We start from the raw sequence: 15,428 nt of genomic DNA on the forward strand, positions 1-15,428 counted from the left end.
CCCATTCTTCCGCAGAGCAGACGTCGCGGACAGGCGGGCGCCCGGTCGCCGTCGGTTAGAATGCGGGCCATTTTACACGGGCCGGTTGCAATCGGATGACGGCCTCGCGGAGCACAACCTTCATGCATATCCACATTCTCGGCATCTGCGGCACCTTCATGGGTGGTGTCGCGTTGCTTGCCCGCGCGGCGGGCCACAAGGTCACCGGCTGCGATGCCAACGTCTATCCGCCGATGAGCACCCAGCTCGAGGAGCAGGGCATCGCGCTGAGCGAAGGCTACGACGCCTCGCAGATCGACCTGGCACCCGACGTGTTCGTGGTCGGCAATGCGGTGTCGCGCGGCAACCCGCTGCTCGAGGCCATCCTCGATCGCGGCCTGCCCTATGTTTCGGGCCCGCAGTGGCTGGCCGAGCATGTGCTCGCCGGGCGCTGGGTGCTGGCGGTGGCCGGCACGCACGGCAAGACGACGACGACCTCGCTGCTGGCCTGGATGCTGGAAGATGCTGGGCTGAATCCGGGCTTCCTGGTGGGCGGCGTGCCGCAGAACTTCGGCGTGTCGGCGCGGCTGACCGATTCGCCGTTCTTCGTCATCGAGGCGGACGAGTACGACACCGCGTTCTGCGACAAGCGCTCGAAGTTCGTGCATTACCGGCCGCGCACCGCCATCCTGAACAACCTCGAGTTCGATCATGCGGACATCTTTGCCGATCTCGCGTCGATCGAGACACAATTTCATCACTTGGTGCGAACCATTCCGGGCGCCGGGCGCATCATCGCCAATGCCCGCGAGGAGAGCCTGAAGCGAGTGATGGCGCGCGGTTGCTGGTCGGAACTCGAGTGGTTCAACGACGATGCGGCGTGGACGGCGGGTGTTGGTGCATCCGACGCCGAGGCCGTCTTCAGCCTGGGTGGCGCCGAACTCGGTCGCGCGGCGATGCCGCTGGCGGGCAGCCACAACCGCGAGAACGCGCTGGCGGCGATCGCGGCGGCGCGCCATGTGGGCGTCACGCCGGCGCAGGCCATCGCCAGCCTGGCGCGCTTCCAGGGCATCAAGCGACGCCTGGAAGTGCGCGGCACGGTGCGTGGCGTCACCGTCTATGACGACTTCGCCCACCATCCCACCGCGATCTCGCTCACCATCGACGGCCTGCGTCGCCGCGAAAGCTCAGGACGCATCCTGGCCGTGCTGGAGCCGCGCTCCAACACGATGAAGCTGGGCGTGATGAAGGCGCAATTGCCCGGCAGCCTGGCGCAGGCCGATGCGGTGTTCTGTTACGCCGGCGGGCTGGGCTGGGATGCGGCGGCGGTGCTGTCGCCGCTGGGCGATCGTGCGCAGGCCTACGAGGCGCTCGACGCGCTGGTTGCCGACGTCGTGGCGAGGGCTCAGCCGGGGGACCACATCCTGGTGATGAGCAACGGCGGGTTCGGCGGCGTGCATCAGAAGCTGCTCGATGCTCTGGGCGCCGGCGCGCACTGAGCCTTTCGCCGCTCCGCAGCGATTGTGCGGGGGCGGGTCTGGCCCGCTCCCGCATGGACGTCAGCGTTTCGCGCCGGTGGGGTTGTCCAGGCGGCGGGCTTCGTCGTCGCTGATGTACTCGAAGACCCGCACCACCTTGCGCACACCCTGGCTGGTGCGCGCCACTTCCGCGGCGGCGTCGGCCTCGGTGCGCGTGACCAGGCCCAGCAGATAGACGACGTTGGCCTCGGTCACCACCTTGATGTTGTGGGCCGGAACGCTGTTGGCGTCGATCATGCGCGCCTTGACGTTGGACGTGATCAGCGTGTCGTTGCCGCGCGCGGTCAGGGCCGACGTGGGGCCGACGACGAGCTCATTGACGATGCCCTTCACGTTCGGCACGCCGGCAACCAGGCGCTCCACTTCGGCGCGGGTGTTGTCGTTGGGCACTTCGCCGGTGAGCAGCACGTTGCGGTTGAAGGAGGTGACGTTGACGTGCGTGTTGCTGCCGAAGAACTCGCTGATGCGTCCACCAGACTTCCATTCGATGGCCTCGTCCTCGACGTAGGTGCCGCTGCTGCGGCGGTCGGCCACCATGGCGGCTCCCGCACCGACGCCGGTGGCGACGACCGGGAAGCAGCCCTGCAGCAGGGGGATCGCGGCCGCGGCGACGAGGCCGAGCAGCAGGCGGCGGCGCGGCGCGCCGGACGAGGGGGTCAGTCGATTCGTCATCAGTCTTCCACTCCCAGTAAGAGACAGTCGATGCCGTCGCACAGGCAGTGCAGCACCAGCAGGTGAACCTCCTGGATGCGGGCCGTGCGATCGGATGGAACGCAAAGATGGATGTCGCCGTCGGCCAGCATCTCGCCAATCTTCCCGCCGCCCTTGCCGGTGAGCGCGATGACGCGCACTTCCCGCTCGTGGGCGGCGACGATCGCCTCGATGACATTCGGCGAATTGCCGCTGGTGGAGATCGCCAGCAGGACGTCGCCCGGCTGCCCAAGCGCGCGCACCTGCTTGGAGAAGACCTGGGTGAAGTCGTAGTCGTTGGCGATCGACGTCAGCGTGGAGCTGTCGGTGGTGAGCGCGACCGCAGCCAGCGGCGGGCGCTCCATTTCGAAGCGGTTCACCAGCTCCGCGGCGAAGTGCTGTGCGTCGGCTGCCGAGCCGCCGTTGCCGCAGGCGAGGATCTTGCCGTTGTTCAATAGCGCGGTGGTCATGATCTCGACAGCGCCCGCGATGGGCGCGGCGAGATGTTCCACGGCGTCGAGCTTGGTGCGGGCGCTGTCCTCGAACTGGCGGGATACGCGGTCGATCAGATCCATGTCGCGGCGGGCTGTTTTCAGGACGGGCAAGTCTAGCATGGGCCCTCAGCCGGCATCGAAGGCGCCCGGTAACCAGTTGATGCATTGTTCGTCCAGGCCGTCGAGCAATACCGCGTCGAAGCGGCAGGGGGCGGCGCGGTAGCGCCGGCCGGCGCCGCACAGCCACCACTGCGCCGCCAGCAGGATGCGCTGGCGCTTGGCGGCGGTGATGCTTTCGGCGGCGCCGCCGAAGCGGCTGCTGGTGCGCAGGCGCACCTCGACGAACACGAGCAGGTCGCGGTCCACGCAGATCAGGTCCACTTCGCCGCCCCGGCAGCGCACGTTGCGCTCGATGACGCGCAGGCCCTGGCGGACGAGATGGCGCGCGGCGAGCTCCTCGGCGAGCTGGCCGCGCGCTTGCGCGGGTGTCGGCTGCGCGTCGACAATGCGCGGCGTGCTGTGGGCCGGCTTGCGGCTGCCTGAATGCGCCTGTGATGGCGCGCGGGTGTCGCGCTGGCTCATCGTCGCCTCCTTGAATTTGTCCTTGCGCCTGGTGCATTCGATCCGATGAACGAACTTCCGACCGCCGGCGGTGCGCCGCTTGGCAAGACACCGTCATTGTACGTGGTGGCCACGCCGCTCGGAAATCTGCAGGACATCACGCTGCGTGCGCTGGCGGTGCTGCGCGCGGTCGATGTCATCGCGGCGGAAGACACGCGCCACAGCCAGCGCCTGCTCGATGCCTGCGGCATCCGATCGCGCATGTTGGCGCTGCACGAGCACAACGAGCAGGCCGCCGCGGGGCAGCTCATCGAGCTGCTGGAGAAGGGGCAGCATGTGGCACTGATCACCGATGCCGGCACGCCGGCGGTGTCCGACCCTGGCGCGCGCGCGGTGGCGCGCGTGCGTGCTGCGGGGCATCCGGTGGTGCCGGTGCCGGGCGCGTGCGCGGCGATCGCCGCGTTGTCGGTATCGGGCTTCGGCGAGGCGGGATTTCGTTTCGTGGGCTTCCTGCCGCCGAAGAGCGCGGCGCGCCGCGCGGCACTCGAAAGCCTGGCAGCCGACCCCGATGTGCTGATCTTCTACGAGGCGCCGCATCGGGTCGTCGAATGCGTGGCCGACATGGAGATGGTGCTGGGCGGCGCGCGCGAGATCCTCATCGCACGCGAACTGACCAAGCTGCACGAGGAATCGGCGTGCCTGACATTGGGCGAGGCGGCGGCGTGGTTTGCCTCCGACCCGAACCGCAGCCGTGGCGAATTCGTGCTGGTGGTGCGTGGCGCGCCTGCCCCGCAGGGGCTGGGTGCGGAAGCAGAGCGCATCCTGGCGTTGCTGCTCGCGGAACTGCCGGTGAAAACGGCTGCGCGCCTCGCCGCCGACATTTCAGGCGCGCCGCGCAACGCGCTTTACGCGCGTGCATTGCAGCTCAAGGCGGAGGCCGGCGCGCGGGACGAATAGCGCCGAGTGCGGAAAATTGGCGTGCCGGGCGGGCGGCCGGGCGCCTTATAATTCCGGCGTTGCGAACCGGGAAAGGCTCCATGCAATCGATCACCCTCATCCGCCCCGACGACTGGCATCTGCACGTGCGCGACGGCGACGCCCTCGACGCAGTCGTTCCGCACACCGCAGCACGCTTCGGCCGCGCGCTGATCATGCCCAACCTCAAGCCGCCGGTGACCACCACCGAGCAGGCGCTGGCCTATCGCGAGCGCATCCTGGCCGCGGTGCCGGGCAGTCGTTTCGATCCGCTGATGAGTCTCTACCTCACCGACAAGCTGCCGCCGGACGAGATCGACCGCGCCAAGGCCAGCGGCAAGATCGTCGCGGTGAAGCTCTATCCGGCCGGTGCGACGACGAATTCGGATGCCGGCGTGACGTCGATCGACAAGGTCTATCCGGTGCTCGAGCGCATGGAAGCGCTGGGCATGGTGCTGTGCGTGCATGGCGAGGCGACCGGCCATGATGTGGACGTGTTCGACCGCGAGCACGTCTTCATCGAGCGGGTGCTGTCGCCGCTGGTGCGCCGTTTCCCGAAGCTGCGTGTCGTCTTCGAGCACATCACCACCGCCGAAGCCGCGCAGTTCGTGCGCGCGGCCGGCGCCAACGTGGCAGCCACGGTGACGGCTCACCACCTGCTGCTCAACCGCAACGCGATCTTCGCCGGTGGCATCCGGCCGCATCACTACTGCCTGCCGGTGCTCAAGCGTGAGACGCACCGGCGTGCGCTGGTCGAGGCGGTGACATCGGGCAATGCGCGCTTCTTCCTCGGTACCGATTCGGCGCCGCACGCGCGCAGCACCAAGGAGGCCGCCTGCGGCTGTGCAGGATGCTATACGGCACACGCCGGCATCGAGCTGTATGCGGAAGTGTTCGACGCAGCCGGTGCGCTGGACAGGCTGGAGGCCTTTGCCAGCTTGAACGGCCCCGCCTTCTACGGCCTGCCGCCGAACACCGACACCATCACGCTGCAGCGCGAGAGCTGGGAAGTGCCGTCGTCGTACGGCTACCTCGGCGATGACCCGCTGGTGCCGCTGCGCGCGGGTGAATCGGTGGCCTGGAAGCTGGTCGTCTGAGCGCCCGCCGCACGCAGCAGGAGATGAGCATGTGGATGCGCAAGGCGGGTCGTGTGGCGAAGGCGGCGCTCCTGGCAGGCTGCCTGCCCTTGCTCGCTGGCTGCGAGAACTCGGCGACGGCGTTTCCCATCGAAGGCAAGGATCATGCGCTGATCCTGGTGCGTGAGCAGGCCTGGGTGTGGGACGGCGAGCTGGCGCAGTACATCGTGGTCGCGCGGCTGCCCCAGTGCCAGCGCAGGGTCGCCATTCATCGGGGCTCGACGCGGCTGGTGGAGATGGAGGTGTACGAGGCGGGCGATCGCCTGTGGGCGCTGCATCAGGGCGATCGCTGGTATCTCGCCGGGACGGAACGCTGCCTGGTGCAGGACTGGAATCCGCCTGGCGGCCGGGCTCCCGGTCCGCTCGTCGGCAGTTTCCGGATCAAGGATGGGGTGGCGAGTTTCGTCAAGGCAGACGCGGCGCGCTGATTCGATGGCGGCCGCCGTATAATGCCGGCCGGGAAGTTCGCCAGGCAGTCGCTGCGCACCTCGTCGTGCGTGGAGGAAAGTCCGGGCCCCACAGGGCAGGATGCCGGCTAACGGCCGGGCGCCGTGAGGCGACGGAAAGTGCAACAGAGAGCAGACCGCCGATGGCCTTCGCAAGAGGGATCAGGCAAGGGTGAAACGGTGGGGTAAGAGCCCACCGCAGGACTGGCAACAGGACTGGCACGGTAAACCCCATCCGGGGCAAGGCCAAATAGGGGAGCATTGACGTGGCTCGCGTCGCTCCCGGGTAGGCTGCTAGAGCGTCACGGCAACGTGGCGCCCAGAGGAATGACTGCCCGACGAGGCCGGCTTGCGCCGGCACCGTTCGACAGAACCCGGCTTATCGGCGAACTTCCCACCTCCAATTTTCGGCAGCGCGGCGTGCGCCTGCGTGTCGCCGTGTTTCGCCCCCGGGCGAGCCCGTGTCCGCGGACTCCCCGCGACCGTCGCGCCCATCCGCTGGCGGCTTCGCAGCGGCGCTTTTCGTGCGTCGTTCACCACTTCTTCCCACTTCGGCTGTGCGGCGCCTCCAGTTCGCCCAGTTTTTCATCAATTCGCCCTATCGCCCTTGATTTTTCAGGGTTTCTCGAGATTGCTCGTGCGCTCATAAGTCTTTGTGTATCAAAGAAAAACCCCGTTGCGTGCGCTTGACCGCCCTAGGCCGATGCACTAAAGTGGAAATAAGTGGAAAAAAGTGGGTGAAAGTGTCATTCGGACGCTTCGCCAGTGCCGTGAGGGGGGGTCAATGTTCCAGGGAGCCGCCGCGCTCAGTCTTGATGCGAAGGGTCGCCTTGCGATTCCCGCCAAGCATCGGGACGCGCTCGCGGTTCAGGACGGGCAGGTCGTGATCACGGCGCATCCGCATCGCTGCCTCCTCGTCTATCCCGTCCCGGCCTGGATTCCGATTCGCGATCAGGTGCTGGCTGCGCCCAGCTTCGATGCGCATGCGGCGATGCTCAAGCGCCTGCTGGTGGGTTTTGCACAGGATGAGTCGCTCGATGCGGCGGGTCGCGTACTCATCGCGCCCTCGCTGCGGCTGTTCGCCCAACTCGAGAAGCAGGTGTGGCTGGTGGGGCAGGGCAGTCATTTCGAGCTGTGGTCCGACGCCCGCTGGCAGGAGCAGCAGGAAAAGATGCTGGCGCTGGCGACCGAAGGCCTGCCGGCCGGATTTGAGAGTCTTGCCCTGTGAGTGGCGCGCATGAGCACGTCAGCGTGCTGCTCGCGGAAGCGGTCGATGCGCTGGCGATCCGGCCGGACGGAATCTACGTGGACGGCACCTTCGGGCGCGGCGGCCATAGCCGAGCGGTGTTGGCCCGGCTTGGCGCGGGGGGGCGGTTGATCGCATTCGATCGCGATCCGGCGGCAATCGCGGTCGGACAGGCGATCGCCGATCGGCGACTGACACTGGTGCACCAGCCGTTCAGCATGCTCGACGAAGAGCTCGAGCGGCTGGGCGTGGCGCAGGTGGATGGGGTGTTGCTGGACCTGGGGGTGTCATCGCCCCAGTTGGATGATGCCGCACGCGGCATGAGTTTTCGCTTCGATGCGCCTTTGGACATGCGCATGGACACGAGCCGCGGTCAGACCGTGGCGCAATGGCTGGCGGAGGCGTCCGTCGGTCAGATCACGGAGGTGCTCAGGGATTATGGGGAAGAACGGTTTGCTCATGCGATTGCAAAGGCGATTGCAACTGCTCGGACAGGGGGGGCTGTTGCAACCACTGGACAGCTTGCCGCGATCGTGGAAAAAGCGGTCCGTACACGCGAGCCGGGGCAGCACCCGGCGACACGCTCCTTCCAGGCTCTACGGATTTTCATCAATCAGGAGCTTGAAGAGCTGACGCGCGTGCTGCCGGCCTGCGTCGCGCGCCTGCGTGCGGGCGGCCGGCTGGTGGTGATCAGTTTCCATTCTCTCGAAGACCGCATCGTGAAGCGTTTCATGCGCGATGAGTCGCGCCCTCCCGCGCTGCCGGCGCGCCTGCCGGTTCGCGCCGCCGATCTGCCGCCGCCGCGCCTTGCGCTGGTGGGTAAGGCGCAGCGGCCGGGTGCCGACGAGGTGGCGGGCAATCCGCGCGCGCGCAGCGCGGTGATGCGGGTCGCCGAACGCAGCGGGGTGAGCGCGTGATCCGCCTCGATGCCGTCCTCGTTGCGCTTGCGGTGGCCAGCGGGCTGGGCGTGGTCGCGTCGCAGCATCAGGCGCGCAAGCTCTTCGTGCAGCTCGAGCGCGAACAGAACCGTGCCCACGGCCTCGAGGTCGAGTGGGGTCAACTGCAACTGGAACAGAGCACCTGGGCAACCCATGCGCGGGTCGAAAAGCTCGCACGTGAAAAACTTGGCATGCGCCCGCCGGCCCCCGCGCAGGTCATCACGGTGGAGCCGCAATGATGAAAAGCCAGCGTACCGTCACCTTCAACCACAACCCCTTGCTCAAGCGCGACCTTCCCATGTGGAGGCCGCGCTTCGTGCTGTTCGCCCTGCTCGCCGGTTCGGTGACGCTGGCCGGACGGGCTTTCTACCTGCAGGGGGTGAATCACGACTTCCTGCAGGCCAAGGGCGAATCGCGCTACGCGCGCATCCTCGAGGTGCCGGCGACGCGTGGCCGCATCACCGACCGGAACGGCGACATCCTAGCGGTGAGCGCGCCGGTGCGCTCGATCTGGGCCATCCCTTCCGATGCGAAGCTGGAGCCGGCCGACGCCCGCAAGCTGGCCGCCCTGCTGGAGATGAACGTCCGCGAACTCAACGACAAGCTCGGCACCGCGCGCGACTTCGTGTACCTGAAGCGCCAGCTCTCGCCCGAGGTGGCGCAGCGTATCGTCGATCTCAAGCTGCCCGGCATCCATCAGCAGCAGGAATACCGCCGCTACTACCCCTCTGGCGACGTCACCGCCCACATGCTTGGTTTCACCAACGTGGAGGACAAGGGCCAGGAGGGCATCGAGCTCACATTCGAGAAGCAGCTTGCCGGGCGGCCGGGGGCTCGCCGCGTGATCAAGGACAGGCGCGGCCAGGTTGTCGAGGACCTGGAGGCCATTCGTGCCCCGCGCGACGGCGAGGACGTCACGCTGTCGATGGACAGCAAGATCCAGTATGTCGCATGGTCGGCGCTGCGTGATGCGATGACCACGCACAAGGCCAAGGCAGGTGCGGCGGTGGTGCTCGATGCGCGCACCGGCGAAGTCCTCGCGCTGGCGAATGCACCCACCTACAACCCCAACAACCGCGCAGACCTGACCGGCGAGCAACTGCGCAACCGCGTGTTCACCGACACTTATGAACCGGGCTCGATCATGAAGCCCTTCATCGTGAGCATGGCGCTCGACCGTGGCAAGGTGAAGCCCAATACGCCCATCGACACCAGCGGCGGGCGCATGACCATCGGCACGGCGACGATTTCCGACGCGCACCGGCATGGCGTGCTGACCGTCACCGAAGTCATCCAGAAGTCGTCGAACATTGGTACGGCGAAAATCGCCCTGCAGTTCAGCCCCGAAGAGATGTGGAAGCTGTTCGATCAGGTCGGTTTCGGCACGCCGCTGAACATGGGTTTCCCCGGCGAAGCCAGTGGCCGTCTGCGTCCGGCCAAGACTTGGCGGCCGATCGAGCAGGCGACCATGTCCTACGGGCACGGGATCTCGGTCAGCCTGATCCAGATGGTGCGCGGCTACCTTGCATTCGCGCGCGATGGCGAGATCGTTCCGCTGTCGCTGACCAAACTGGAAGGTCCTCCTGCGGCCGGCCGGCGCATCTATTCGCCGGAGACGGCGCGCGAGATGCGCGCGATGCTCGAGATGGCCTCGGCCCCGGGCGGCACGGCGCCACAGGCGCAGGTCGCCGGTTACCGGGTCGCGGGCAAGACCGGCACTGCGATCAAGCTCGAGGGTGGCCGCTACGTGAAGAAGTACGTGGCCTCCTATGTCGGCTTCGCGCCGGTGTCGAATCCGCGGCTGGTCGTCGGTGTGATGATCGACGAGCCGAGTGCCGGCCAGTATTACGGCGGCACGGTGGCGGCGCCGGTGTTTGCGCGCATCGTGGAAGGTTCGCTGCGCACGATGGGTGTGGCGCCCGACGCGCCGCGGACGACGCTTCAACTTGCGCGCAAGCCGGGTGATGCGGCGCAGCAGGTGCGGGAGAACATGTGATCGCGCCGGTGGCACCCGTCCTCGCGCAACTTGCGGCCGCTGGCGTGCGCCCGCGGGGCATCACCGCGGACTCGCGCAAGATCGGCGCGGGCGACATCTTCGCCGCCTGGCCGGGTTACCGGACGGACGGCAGGCAGTTCATCGGCGCCGCAATCGAACGCGGTGCGGCAGCGGTGCTGTGGGAAAGCAGCGATGGTTTTCGCGCCGAGGGGTTGCCGGTGCCCTCGGTGCCGGTGCAAGGCCTGCGCGATGCTGCGGGTTTCCTCGCCCATGAAATCCATGGACGCCCGTCGGAACGACTGTGGCTTGCCGGCGTCACCGGCACCAACGGCAAGACGACCGTCAGCCAGTGGCTTGCGCGCATGCTCGAACGCCTCGGTACGCGCTGCGGCGTGATCGGCACGTTGGGCAGCGGCTTCCCCGACAATCTTTCCGCAAGCCTGAACACCACGCCCGATGCCCTCGAACTGCACGCCACGCTGGCGTCGTTCGTGGCCGCGGGCGCCGGCGCCGCGGCGATGGAAGTGTCGTCGATCGGGCTCGATCAGGGGCGGCTCAACGGGGCGAAGGTGGAGGTGGCGATCTTCACCAACCTCAGCCGCGACCACCTCGACTACCACGGCACCATGGACGCCTATGCGGCGGCCAAGGCCCGCCTCTTCACCCTGCCAGGCGTGCGCAGCAGCGTCATCAACGTGGACGATGCCTTCGGCTTGATGCAGGCGCGCATGCTCGCTGCGGCGGGCGCGGAGGTGATCGGCTACACGCTGGCTGCCGGCCAGGCGGCGGTCATCCCGGGGGTGCGCATGCTGGTCGCCGAGCATCTGCGCATCACCTCGACCGGCCTGCAGTTCAGCCTGCTGTGGGATGGCAGGCGCAGTGAGGTCGCCGTGCGCATGGTGGCCCCGTTCAATGTGTCCAACCTGCTTGCGGTGATCGGCGCGCTGCTGGCCCGCGACGTGGCGCTCGACGACATCCTGCCGCGGGTCTCGCAGCTCACCCCGCCCGAGGGCCGCATGCAACTCGTCGGCGGCGTGGGCGAGCCGCTCATCGTCGTCGACTACGCGCACACGCCCGATGCCCTCGCCAAGGTGCTCGAGGCCGTGCGCGACACGGTGCGCACGCGGCGCGGCCGCTTGGTGTGCGTGTTCGGCTGCGGTGGTGATCGCGACCCGGGCAAGCGCCCGATCATGGGCGAGCTGGCGCGCCAGCTCGCCGACCGCGTGGTCGTGACCAGCGACAATCCGCGCACCGAGGATCCGCTGCGCATCATCGAGGCGGTGGCCGCCGGTGCTGGTCCGCAAGCCGAATGCGTGATCGACCGTGCCGAAGCGATCCGCCGCAGCGTGGTTGAGGCGGGCTGCGACGACGTCGTCGTCATCGCCGGGAAGGGACATGAGCCTTATCAGGAAATCCTCGGTGTCCGCCTGCCGTTTTCCGACGTCGAGCAGGCCCGCGAGGCGTTGAAACTTTGGCATGAGCGGAGGGGCGGCCAATGATGATGCTCGACGACGCCCTGCGGGCGCTCGCGGCGCACGGTGCGCGTGCAGTCGGCAAGGCGCACTTCGATTCCGTGACCAGCGACAGCCGCGCGCTCGCCCCCGGGCAGTTGTTCGTTGCGCTGCGCGGCGAGCGCTTCGACGGCCACGAATTCCTTGCCGCCGCTGCCGCCGCCGGCGCCGCGGCGGCGATGGTCGATACCCGCTGGGCAAATGCGCAGCTCAACCTGCAGGCCGAGGCGGCGCTGCCGCTCGTCGTCGTCGATGACACGCGGCTTGCGCTCGGCACCTTGGCCGCCGCCTGGCGCGCGCGTTTCGCCGTCCCGCTGATCGGCGTCACCGGCAGCAACGGCAAGACCACCGTGAAGGAAATGTGCGCCGCCATCCTGCGTGCCCAGGCGCAGCGCGAGGGCTCCGGCGAGGAGGCGGTGCTGGCGACGCAAGGCAATCTCAACAACGACATCGGCCTGCCTCTCACCTTGCTGAAGTTGCGCGAATTTCACCGCGCGGCGGTGATCGAGATGGGCATGAACCATCCTGGCGAGATCGCTTACCTGACGCGGCTGGCACGCCCGACGGTAGCGATCGTCAACAACGCCCAGCGCGCGCACCTGGAAGGCGTCGGCTCGCTGGATGAGGTCGCGCGCGAGAAGGGGGCAATCTACGACGGACTGGGCGCGGGTGGTGTGGCCATCGTCAATGCCGACGAGGCCTATGCCGACTACTGGCGTGCGCTGAACGCGGGCCGCGCGATTGTGACATTCGGTATCGACAAGCCCGCCGACGTGCGCGCCGAGTGTACCCTGCGCGGCTTCGGTGCCCGCATCGAACTCGAGACGCCGCAGGGTCGGCTCGGGTTCGACCTGCAGGTGCCGGGCATGCACAACGTTCGCAATGCGGTCGGTGCCGCTACCGCCTGCCTGGCCGCCGGAGTGTCGCTCGACGCGGTGGCCGACGGCCTGGCCGGCTTCACCGGCACCCGCGGTCGCCTGCAACGCCGCGCCGGGCTGCACGGTGCGGTGGTGCTCGACGACAGCTACAACGCCAACCCCGACTCGGTGCGCGCCGGCATCGATGTGCTGGCTGCCATGCCGGGACACACCTGGCTGGTGCTCGGCGACATGGGCGAGATCGGCGATGCGAGTGCGCAACTGCACGACGAGATCGGCGGCTACGCCAAGAGCAAAGGGATAGACGGCCTGTACGCGCTGGGCGACATGAGCGCAGTGGCGGCGCGAAATTTCGGCGAGGGCGGCCACCATTTTTCGTCGGTCGAGGCATTGGTGGCGTCGCTGGCCCGGCGGCTGGATGCGGATAGCGTGGTGCTGGTGAAAGGGTCCCGCTTCATGCGGATGGAAAGGGTGGCGGACGCGCTTGCGGCAGTGCACAATTCGCCCCCCGTGAAACCTACCGGCTCGTAACATGCTGCTCGAACTCGCCCTCTGGCTTGGCCAGGATATCCGCAGTTTCAACGTCATCGGCTACATCACGCTGAGGACGGTGCTCGCCGCGCTCACCGCGCTGGCGATCTCGCTCGTCGCCGGCCCGGGCGTGATCCGCTGGCTCACCGCGAAGAAGATCGGCCAGGCAGTGCGCGATGACGGACCCAAGTCGCACCTGACCAAGGCGGGCACTCCGACGATGGGCGGCGCCTTGATCCTCATCGCGATCGGCATCACCGTGCTGCTGTGGGGCGACCTGAAGAACAGCTACGTGTGGGTGACCCTGTTGGTCACGCTCGGGTTCGGCGCGGTGGGCTGGGTCGACGACTGGCGCAAGGTCGTGCATCGCGATCCGAAGGGGCTTGCCAGCCGCTGGAAGTATCTGTGGACCTCGGTCATCGCGCTCGCCGCAGCAATGTTCCTCGGCCTCACCGCCGCCACGCCGGCCCAGACCGAGCTGATCGTGCCCTTCTTCAAGGCGGTGGCCTATCCCCTGGGTGTGCTCGGCTTCATCGCGCTTACCTACTTCGTGATCAACGGCACCAGCCACGCCGTGAACCTGACCGACGGCCTCGATGGCCTGGCGATCATGCCGACGGTGATGGTCGCCGGTGCGCTGGCCATCTTTGCCTACGTCGCAGGCCACGCGGGTTTCTCGAAATATCTCGGGGTGCCCTACGTCCCTGGCGCCGGCGAGCTGGCGGTGTTCTGCGGTGCGATCTGCGGTGCGGGCCTGGGCTTCCTGTGGTTCAACGCGTATCCGGCCGAAGTCTTCATGGGCGACGTCGGCGCGCTCGCGCTCGGTGCCGCGCTCGGCACGATCGCGGTGGTCGTGCGCCAGGAGATCGTGCTTTTCATCATGGGCGGCCTGTTCGTCGCCGAGACGCTGTCGGTGATGGTGCAGGTGCTCTACTTCAAGGCCAGCGGCGGCAAGCGCATCTTCCGCATGGCGCCGCTGCACCACCATTACGAGCTGAGCGGCTGGAAGGAAACGCAGGTGGTGGTCCGCTTCTGGATCATCACCATCATGCTGGTGCTGTTCGGCCTGTCGACGCTGAAACTGCGATGAGTGCATTGACCGGAAAACACGTCCTGGTGCTGGGGCTCGGCGAATCGGGGCTGGCGATGGCGCGCTGGTGCGCGCTGCGGGGCGCGCGCGTGCGCGTCGCCGACAGCCGCGCGCAGCCGCCGGGGGTCGAGGCGCTGCGCGAGGATGCGCCGCTGGCCGAGATCATCACCGGCGCCTTCGGCGCCGAGGTGCTCGACGGCGTCGATGTCGTCGCCGTCAGCCCCGGTCTCGACCCGCGCGTCGGCGTCGTGGCCGAGGCGCGTCGCCGCGGCCTGCCGGTCACCGGCGAGATGAGCCTGTTCGCGAAGGCGCTGGACGAACTGGGCGTGCGTGGCCAGACCCGCATCCTCGCCATCACCGGCACCAACGGCAAGACCACCACCACGGCGCTCACCGCCGCGCTGGCGCAGGTGGCCGGGCTGGATGCCGTCGCCGCCGGCAACATCAGCCCGGCGGTGCTGGACGTGCTGATGGAGCGCCTGGAGCTGGGGCTGCACCTGCCGCAGTGCTGGGTGCTGGAGTTGTCCAGCTTCCAGATCGAGACCATGACGGGGCTCGATGCCGATGCCGCCGCCGTGCTCAACGTCACCGACGACCACCTCGATCGCTACGCCGATGTCGACGCCTACGCTGCGACCAAGGCGGCGATCTTCCAGGGGCAGGGCGCGCAGGTGCTCAATCGTGACGATGCTCGCGTCGAGTCCATGGCGCTGCCCGGGCGGCGCACGATCCGCTTCGGCACCGGGCCGGCGGCGACCGATGACGACTACGGCCTGCTCGAGTCCGATGGCAGCACCTGGCTGGCGCGTGGTCGCGTACCACTGCTGGCGTTCGACGAGCTGCCGCTCGCGGGCCGTCACAACGCGGCGAATGCGCTGGCCGCGCTGGCGCTGTGCGAGGGCGGGCTGGGCATCGCGCCGCAGACGCTGGTCGACGGCCTGAAGGCCTTCCGCGGCCTGCCGCACCGGGTCGAACTGGTGGCCGAGCGGGCGGACGGCGTGCGTTACTACGACGACTCCAAGGGCACCAATGTCGGCGCCACCGTCGCTGCCCTCGATGGCCTGTCGAGTCCGGTCGTGCTGATTGCCGGTGGCGACGGCAAGGGTCAGGACTTCTCGCCGCTCGCCGACGCGCTTGCGCGTCATGCGCGCGCGGTGGTGCTGATCGGGCGTGACGCGGCACGCATCGAGGCGGCGATCGATGGCTGTGGCGTGTCGCTGGAGCACGCCGCCGACCTCGACCGCGCCGTCGAACGCGCCAATGCGCTGGCGCAGCCCGGTGATGTCGTGCTGCTGTCGCCTGCCTGCGCCAGCCTGGACATGTTCCGCAACTACGCCCACCGCGCCGAGGTGTTCATCACCGCGGTACGCCGCCTGCCGGAAGTGAGTCCGCGATGAATACGGGTGCCGCCCAACGTTC

15 protein-coding genes and 1 other RNA gene are annotated in these 15,428 nt (G+C 68.1%); 13 read left to right on the top strand and 3 right to left on the bottom strand.

Annotation, left to right across the window (positions count from 1 at the left end):
• Nucleotides 1-122: 122 nt before the first annotated feature.
• Entirely contained in the window at nt 123-1,478 is a 1,356-nt protein-coding gene (gene mpl, locus GH664_RS02375; RefSeq protein ID WP_153166556.1) for a UDP-N-acetylmuramate:L-alanyl-gamma-D-glutamyl-meso-diaminopimelate ligase, read from the top strand.
• A gap of 60 nt (nt 1,479-1,538) precedes the next feature.
• Here mpl and GH664_RS02380 read toward each other — a convergent pair whose 3' ends face one another.
• Genes GH664_RS02380 through GH664_RS02390 form a run of 3 tightly spaced genes read right to left on the bottom strand, consistent with a single transcriptional unit; the run spans nt 1,539 to nt 3,283 of the window.
• Nucleotides 1,539-2,189 carry a BON domain-containing protein gene (locus GH664_RS02380; protein ID WP_153166557.1) on the bottom strand — a complete coding sequence of 217 codons (651 nt, stop codon included), beginning with the start codon at nt 2,187-2,189 and terminating at the stop codon, nt 1,539-1,541.
• Nucleotides 2,189-2,782, bottom strand: coding sequence for a phosphoheptose isomerase (locus GH664_RS02385; protein ID WP_153166755.1), 594 nt, complete (start codon nt 2,780-2,782; stop codon nt 2,189-2,191). The genes GH664_RS02380 and GH664_RS02385 overlap by 1 nt, the downstream gene beginning before the upstream one ends.
• Before the next feature lie 45 nt (nt 2,783-2,827).
• The gene (locus GH664_RS02390; protein WP_153166558.1) at nt 2,828-3,283 is read right to left on the bottom strand and encodes a YraN family protein; all 456 of its coding nucleotides are present in this window, start codon (nt 3,281-3,283) and stop codon (nt 2,828-2,830) included.
• Nucleotides 3,284-3,328: 45 nt separating this feature from the next.
• Here GH664_RS02390 and rsmI point away from each other — a divergent pair, with 45 nt between their 5' ends.
• The 12 genes from rsmI to murD all read left to right on the top strand — a co-directional run bounded on the left by rsmI (nt 3,329) and on the right by murD (nt 15,406).
• Entirely contained in the window at nt 3,329-4,219 is an 891-nt protein-coding gene (gene rsmI, locus GH664_RS02395) for a 16S rRNA (cytidine(1402)-2'-O)-methyltransferase (RefSeq protein ID WP_153166559.1), read from the top strand.
• Between the two features lie 80 nt (nt 4,220-4,299).
• Nucleotides 4,300-5,334, top strand: coding sequence for a dihydroorotase (gene pyrC, locus GH664_RS02400; protein WP_153166560.1), 1,035 nt, complete (start codon nt 4,300-4,302; stop codon nt 5,332-5,334).
• A 29-nt stretch (nt 5,335-5,363) separates the two neighbouring features.
• Nucleotides 5,364-5,801, top strand: a complete 438-nt coding sequence (locus GH664_RS02405; RefSeq protein ID WP_228111348.1) for a hypothetical protein — start codon at nt 5,364-5,366, stop codon at nt 5,799-5,801.
• A gap of 32 nt (nt 5,802-5,833) precedes the next feature.
• Nucleotides 5,834-6,217, top strand: an RNA gene (rnpB, locus tag GH664_RS02410) — RNase P RNA component class A.
• Nucleotides 6,218-6,603: 386 nt separating this feature from the next.
• The gene (gene mraZ / locus GH664_RS02415; protein WP_153166561.1) at nt 6,604-7,047 is read left to right on the top strand and encodes a division/cell wall cluster transcriptional repressor MraZ; all 444 of its coding nucleotides are present in this window, start codon (nt 6,604-6,606) and stop codon (nt 7,045-7,047) included.
• Nucleotides 7,044-7,982 carry a 16S rRNA (cytosine(1402)-N(4))-methyltransferase RsmH gene (gene rsmH, locus GH664_RS02420; protein ID WP_153166562.1) on the top strand — a complete coding sequence of 313 codons (939 nt, stop codon included), beginning with the start codon at nt 7,044-7,046 and terminating at the stop codon, nt 7,980-7,982. Before mraZ ends, rsmH begins: the two co-directional genes overlap by 4 nt.
• On the top strand, nt 7,979-8,242 hold the full coding sequence (gene ftsL / locus GH664_RS02425) for a cell division protein FtsL (protein WP_153166563.1): 264 nt from the start codon (nt 7,979-7,981) through the stop codon (nt 8,240-8,242). The genes rsmH and ftsL overlap by 4 nt, the downstream gene beginning before the upstream one ends.
• Nucleotides 8,242-9,999 (top strand): penicillin-binding protein 2, encoded by a 1,758-nt coding sequence (locus GH664_RS02430; protein ID WP_153166757.1) that lies wholly within the window; start codon nt 8,242-8,244, stop codon nt 9,997-9,999. Before ftsL ends, GH664_RS02430 begins: the two co-directional genes overlap by 1 nt.
• Nucleotides 9,999-11,498 (top strand): UDP-N-acetylmuramoyl-L-alanyl-D-glutamate--2,6-diaminopimelate ligase, encoded by a 1,500-nt coding sequence (locus GH664_RS02435; RefSeq protein ID WP_153166758.1) that lies wholly within the window; start codon nt 9,999-10,001, stop codon nt 11,496-11,498. The genes GH664_RS02430 and GH664_RS02435 overlap by 1 nt, the downstream gene beginning before the upstream one ends.
• A complete protein-coding gene (gene murF / locus GH664_RS02440) occupies nt 11,495-12,919 on the top strand; it encodes a UDP-N-acetylmuramoyl-tripeptide--D-alanyl-D-alanine ligase (protein ID WP_153166564.1) in 1,425 nt (474 codons plus the stop codon). The genes GH664_RS02435 and murF overlap by 4 nt, the downstream gene beginning before the upstream one ends.
• A 1-nt stretch (nt 12,920) precedes the next feature.
• Nucleotides 12,921-14,009 carry a phospho-N-acetylmuramoyl-pentapeptide-transferase gene (gene mraY / locus GH664_RS02445; protein WP_153166565.1) on the top strand — a complete coding sequence of 363 codons (1,089 nt, stop codon included), beginning with the start codon at nt 12,921-12,923 and terminating at the stop codon, nt 14,007-14,009.
• The gene (murD, locus tag GH664_RS02450) at nt 14,006-15,406 is read left to right on the top strand and encodes a UDP-N-acetylmuramoyl-L-alanine--D-glutamate ligase (RefSeq protein WP_153166566.1); all 1,401 of its coding nucleotides are present in this window, start codon (nt 14,006-14,008) and stop codon (nt 15,404-15,406) included. Before mraY ends, murD begins: the two co-directional genes overlap by 4 nt.
• Nucleotides 15,407-15,428: the final 22 nt, after the last annotated feature.

Source organism: Thauera sp. 2A1 (assembly GCF_009469595.2).
Lineage (GTDB): Bacteria > Pseudomonadota > Gammaproteobacteria > Burkholderiales > Rhodocyclaceae > Thauera.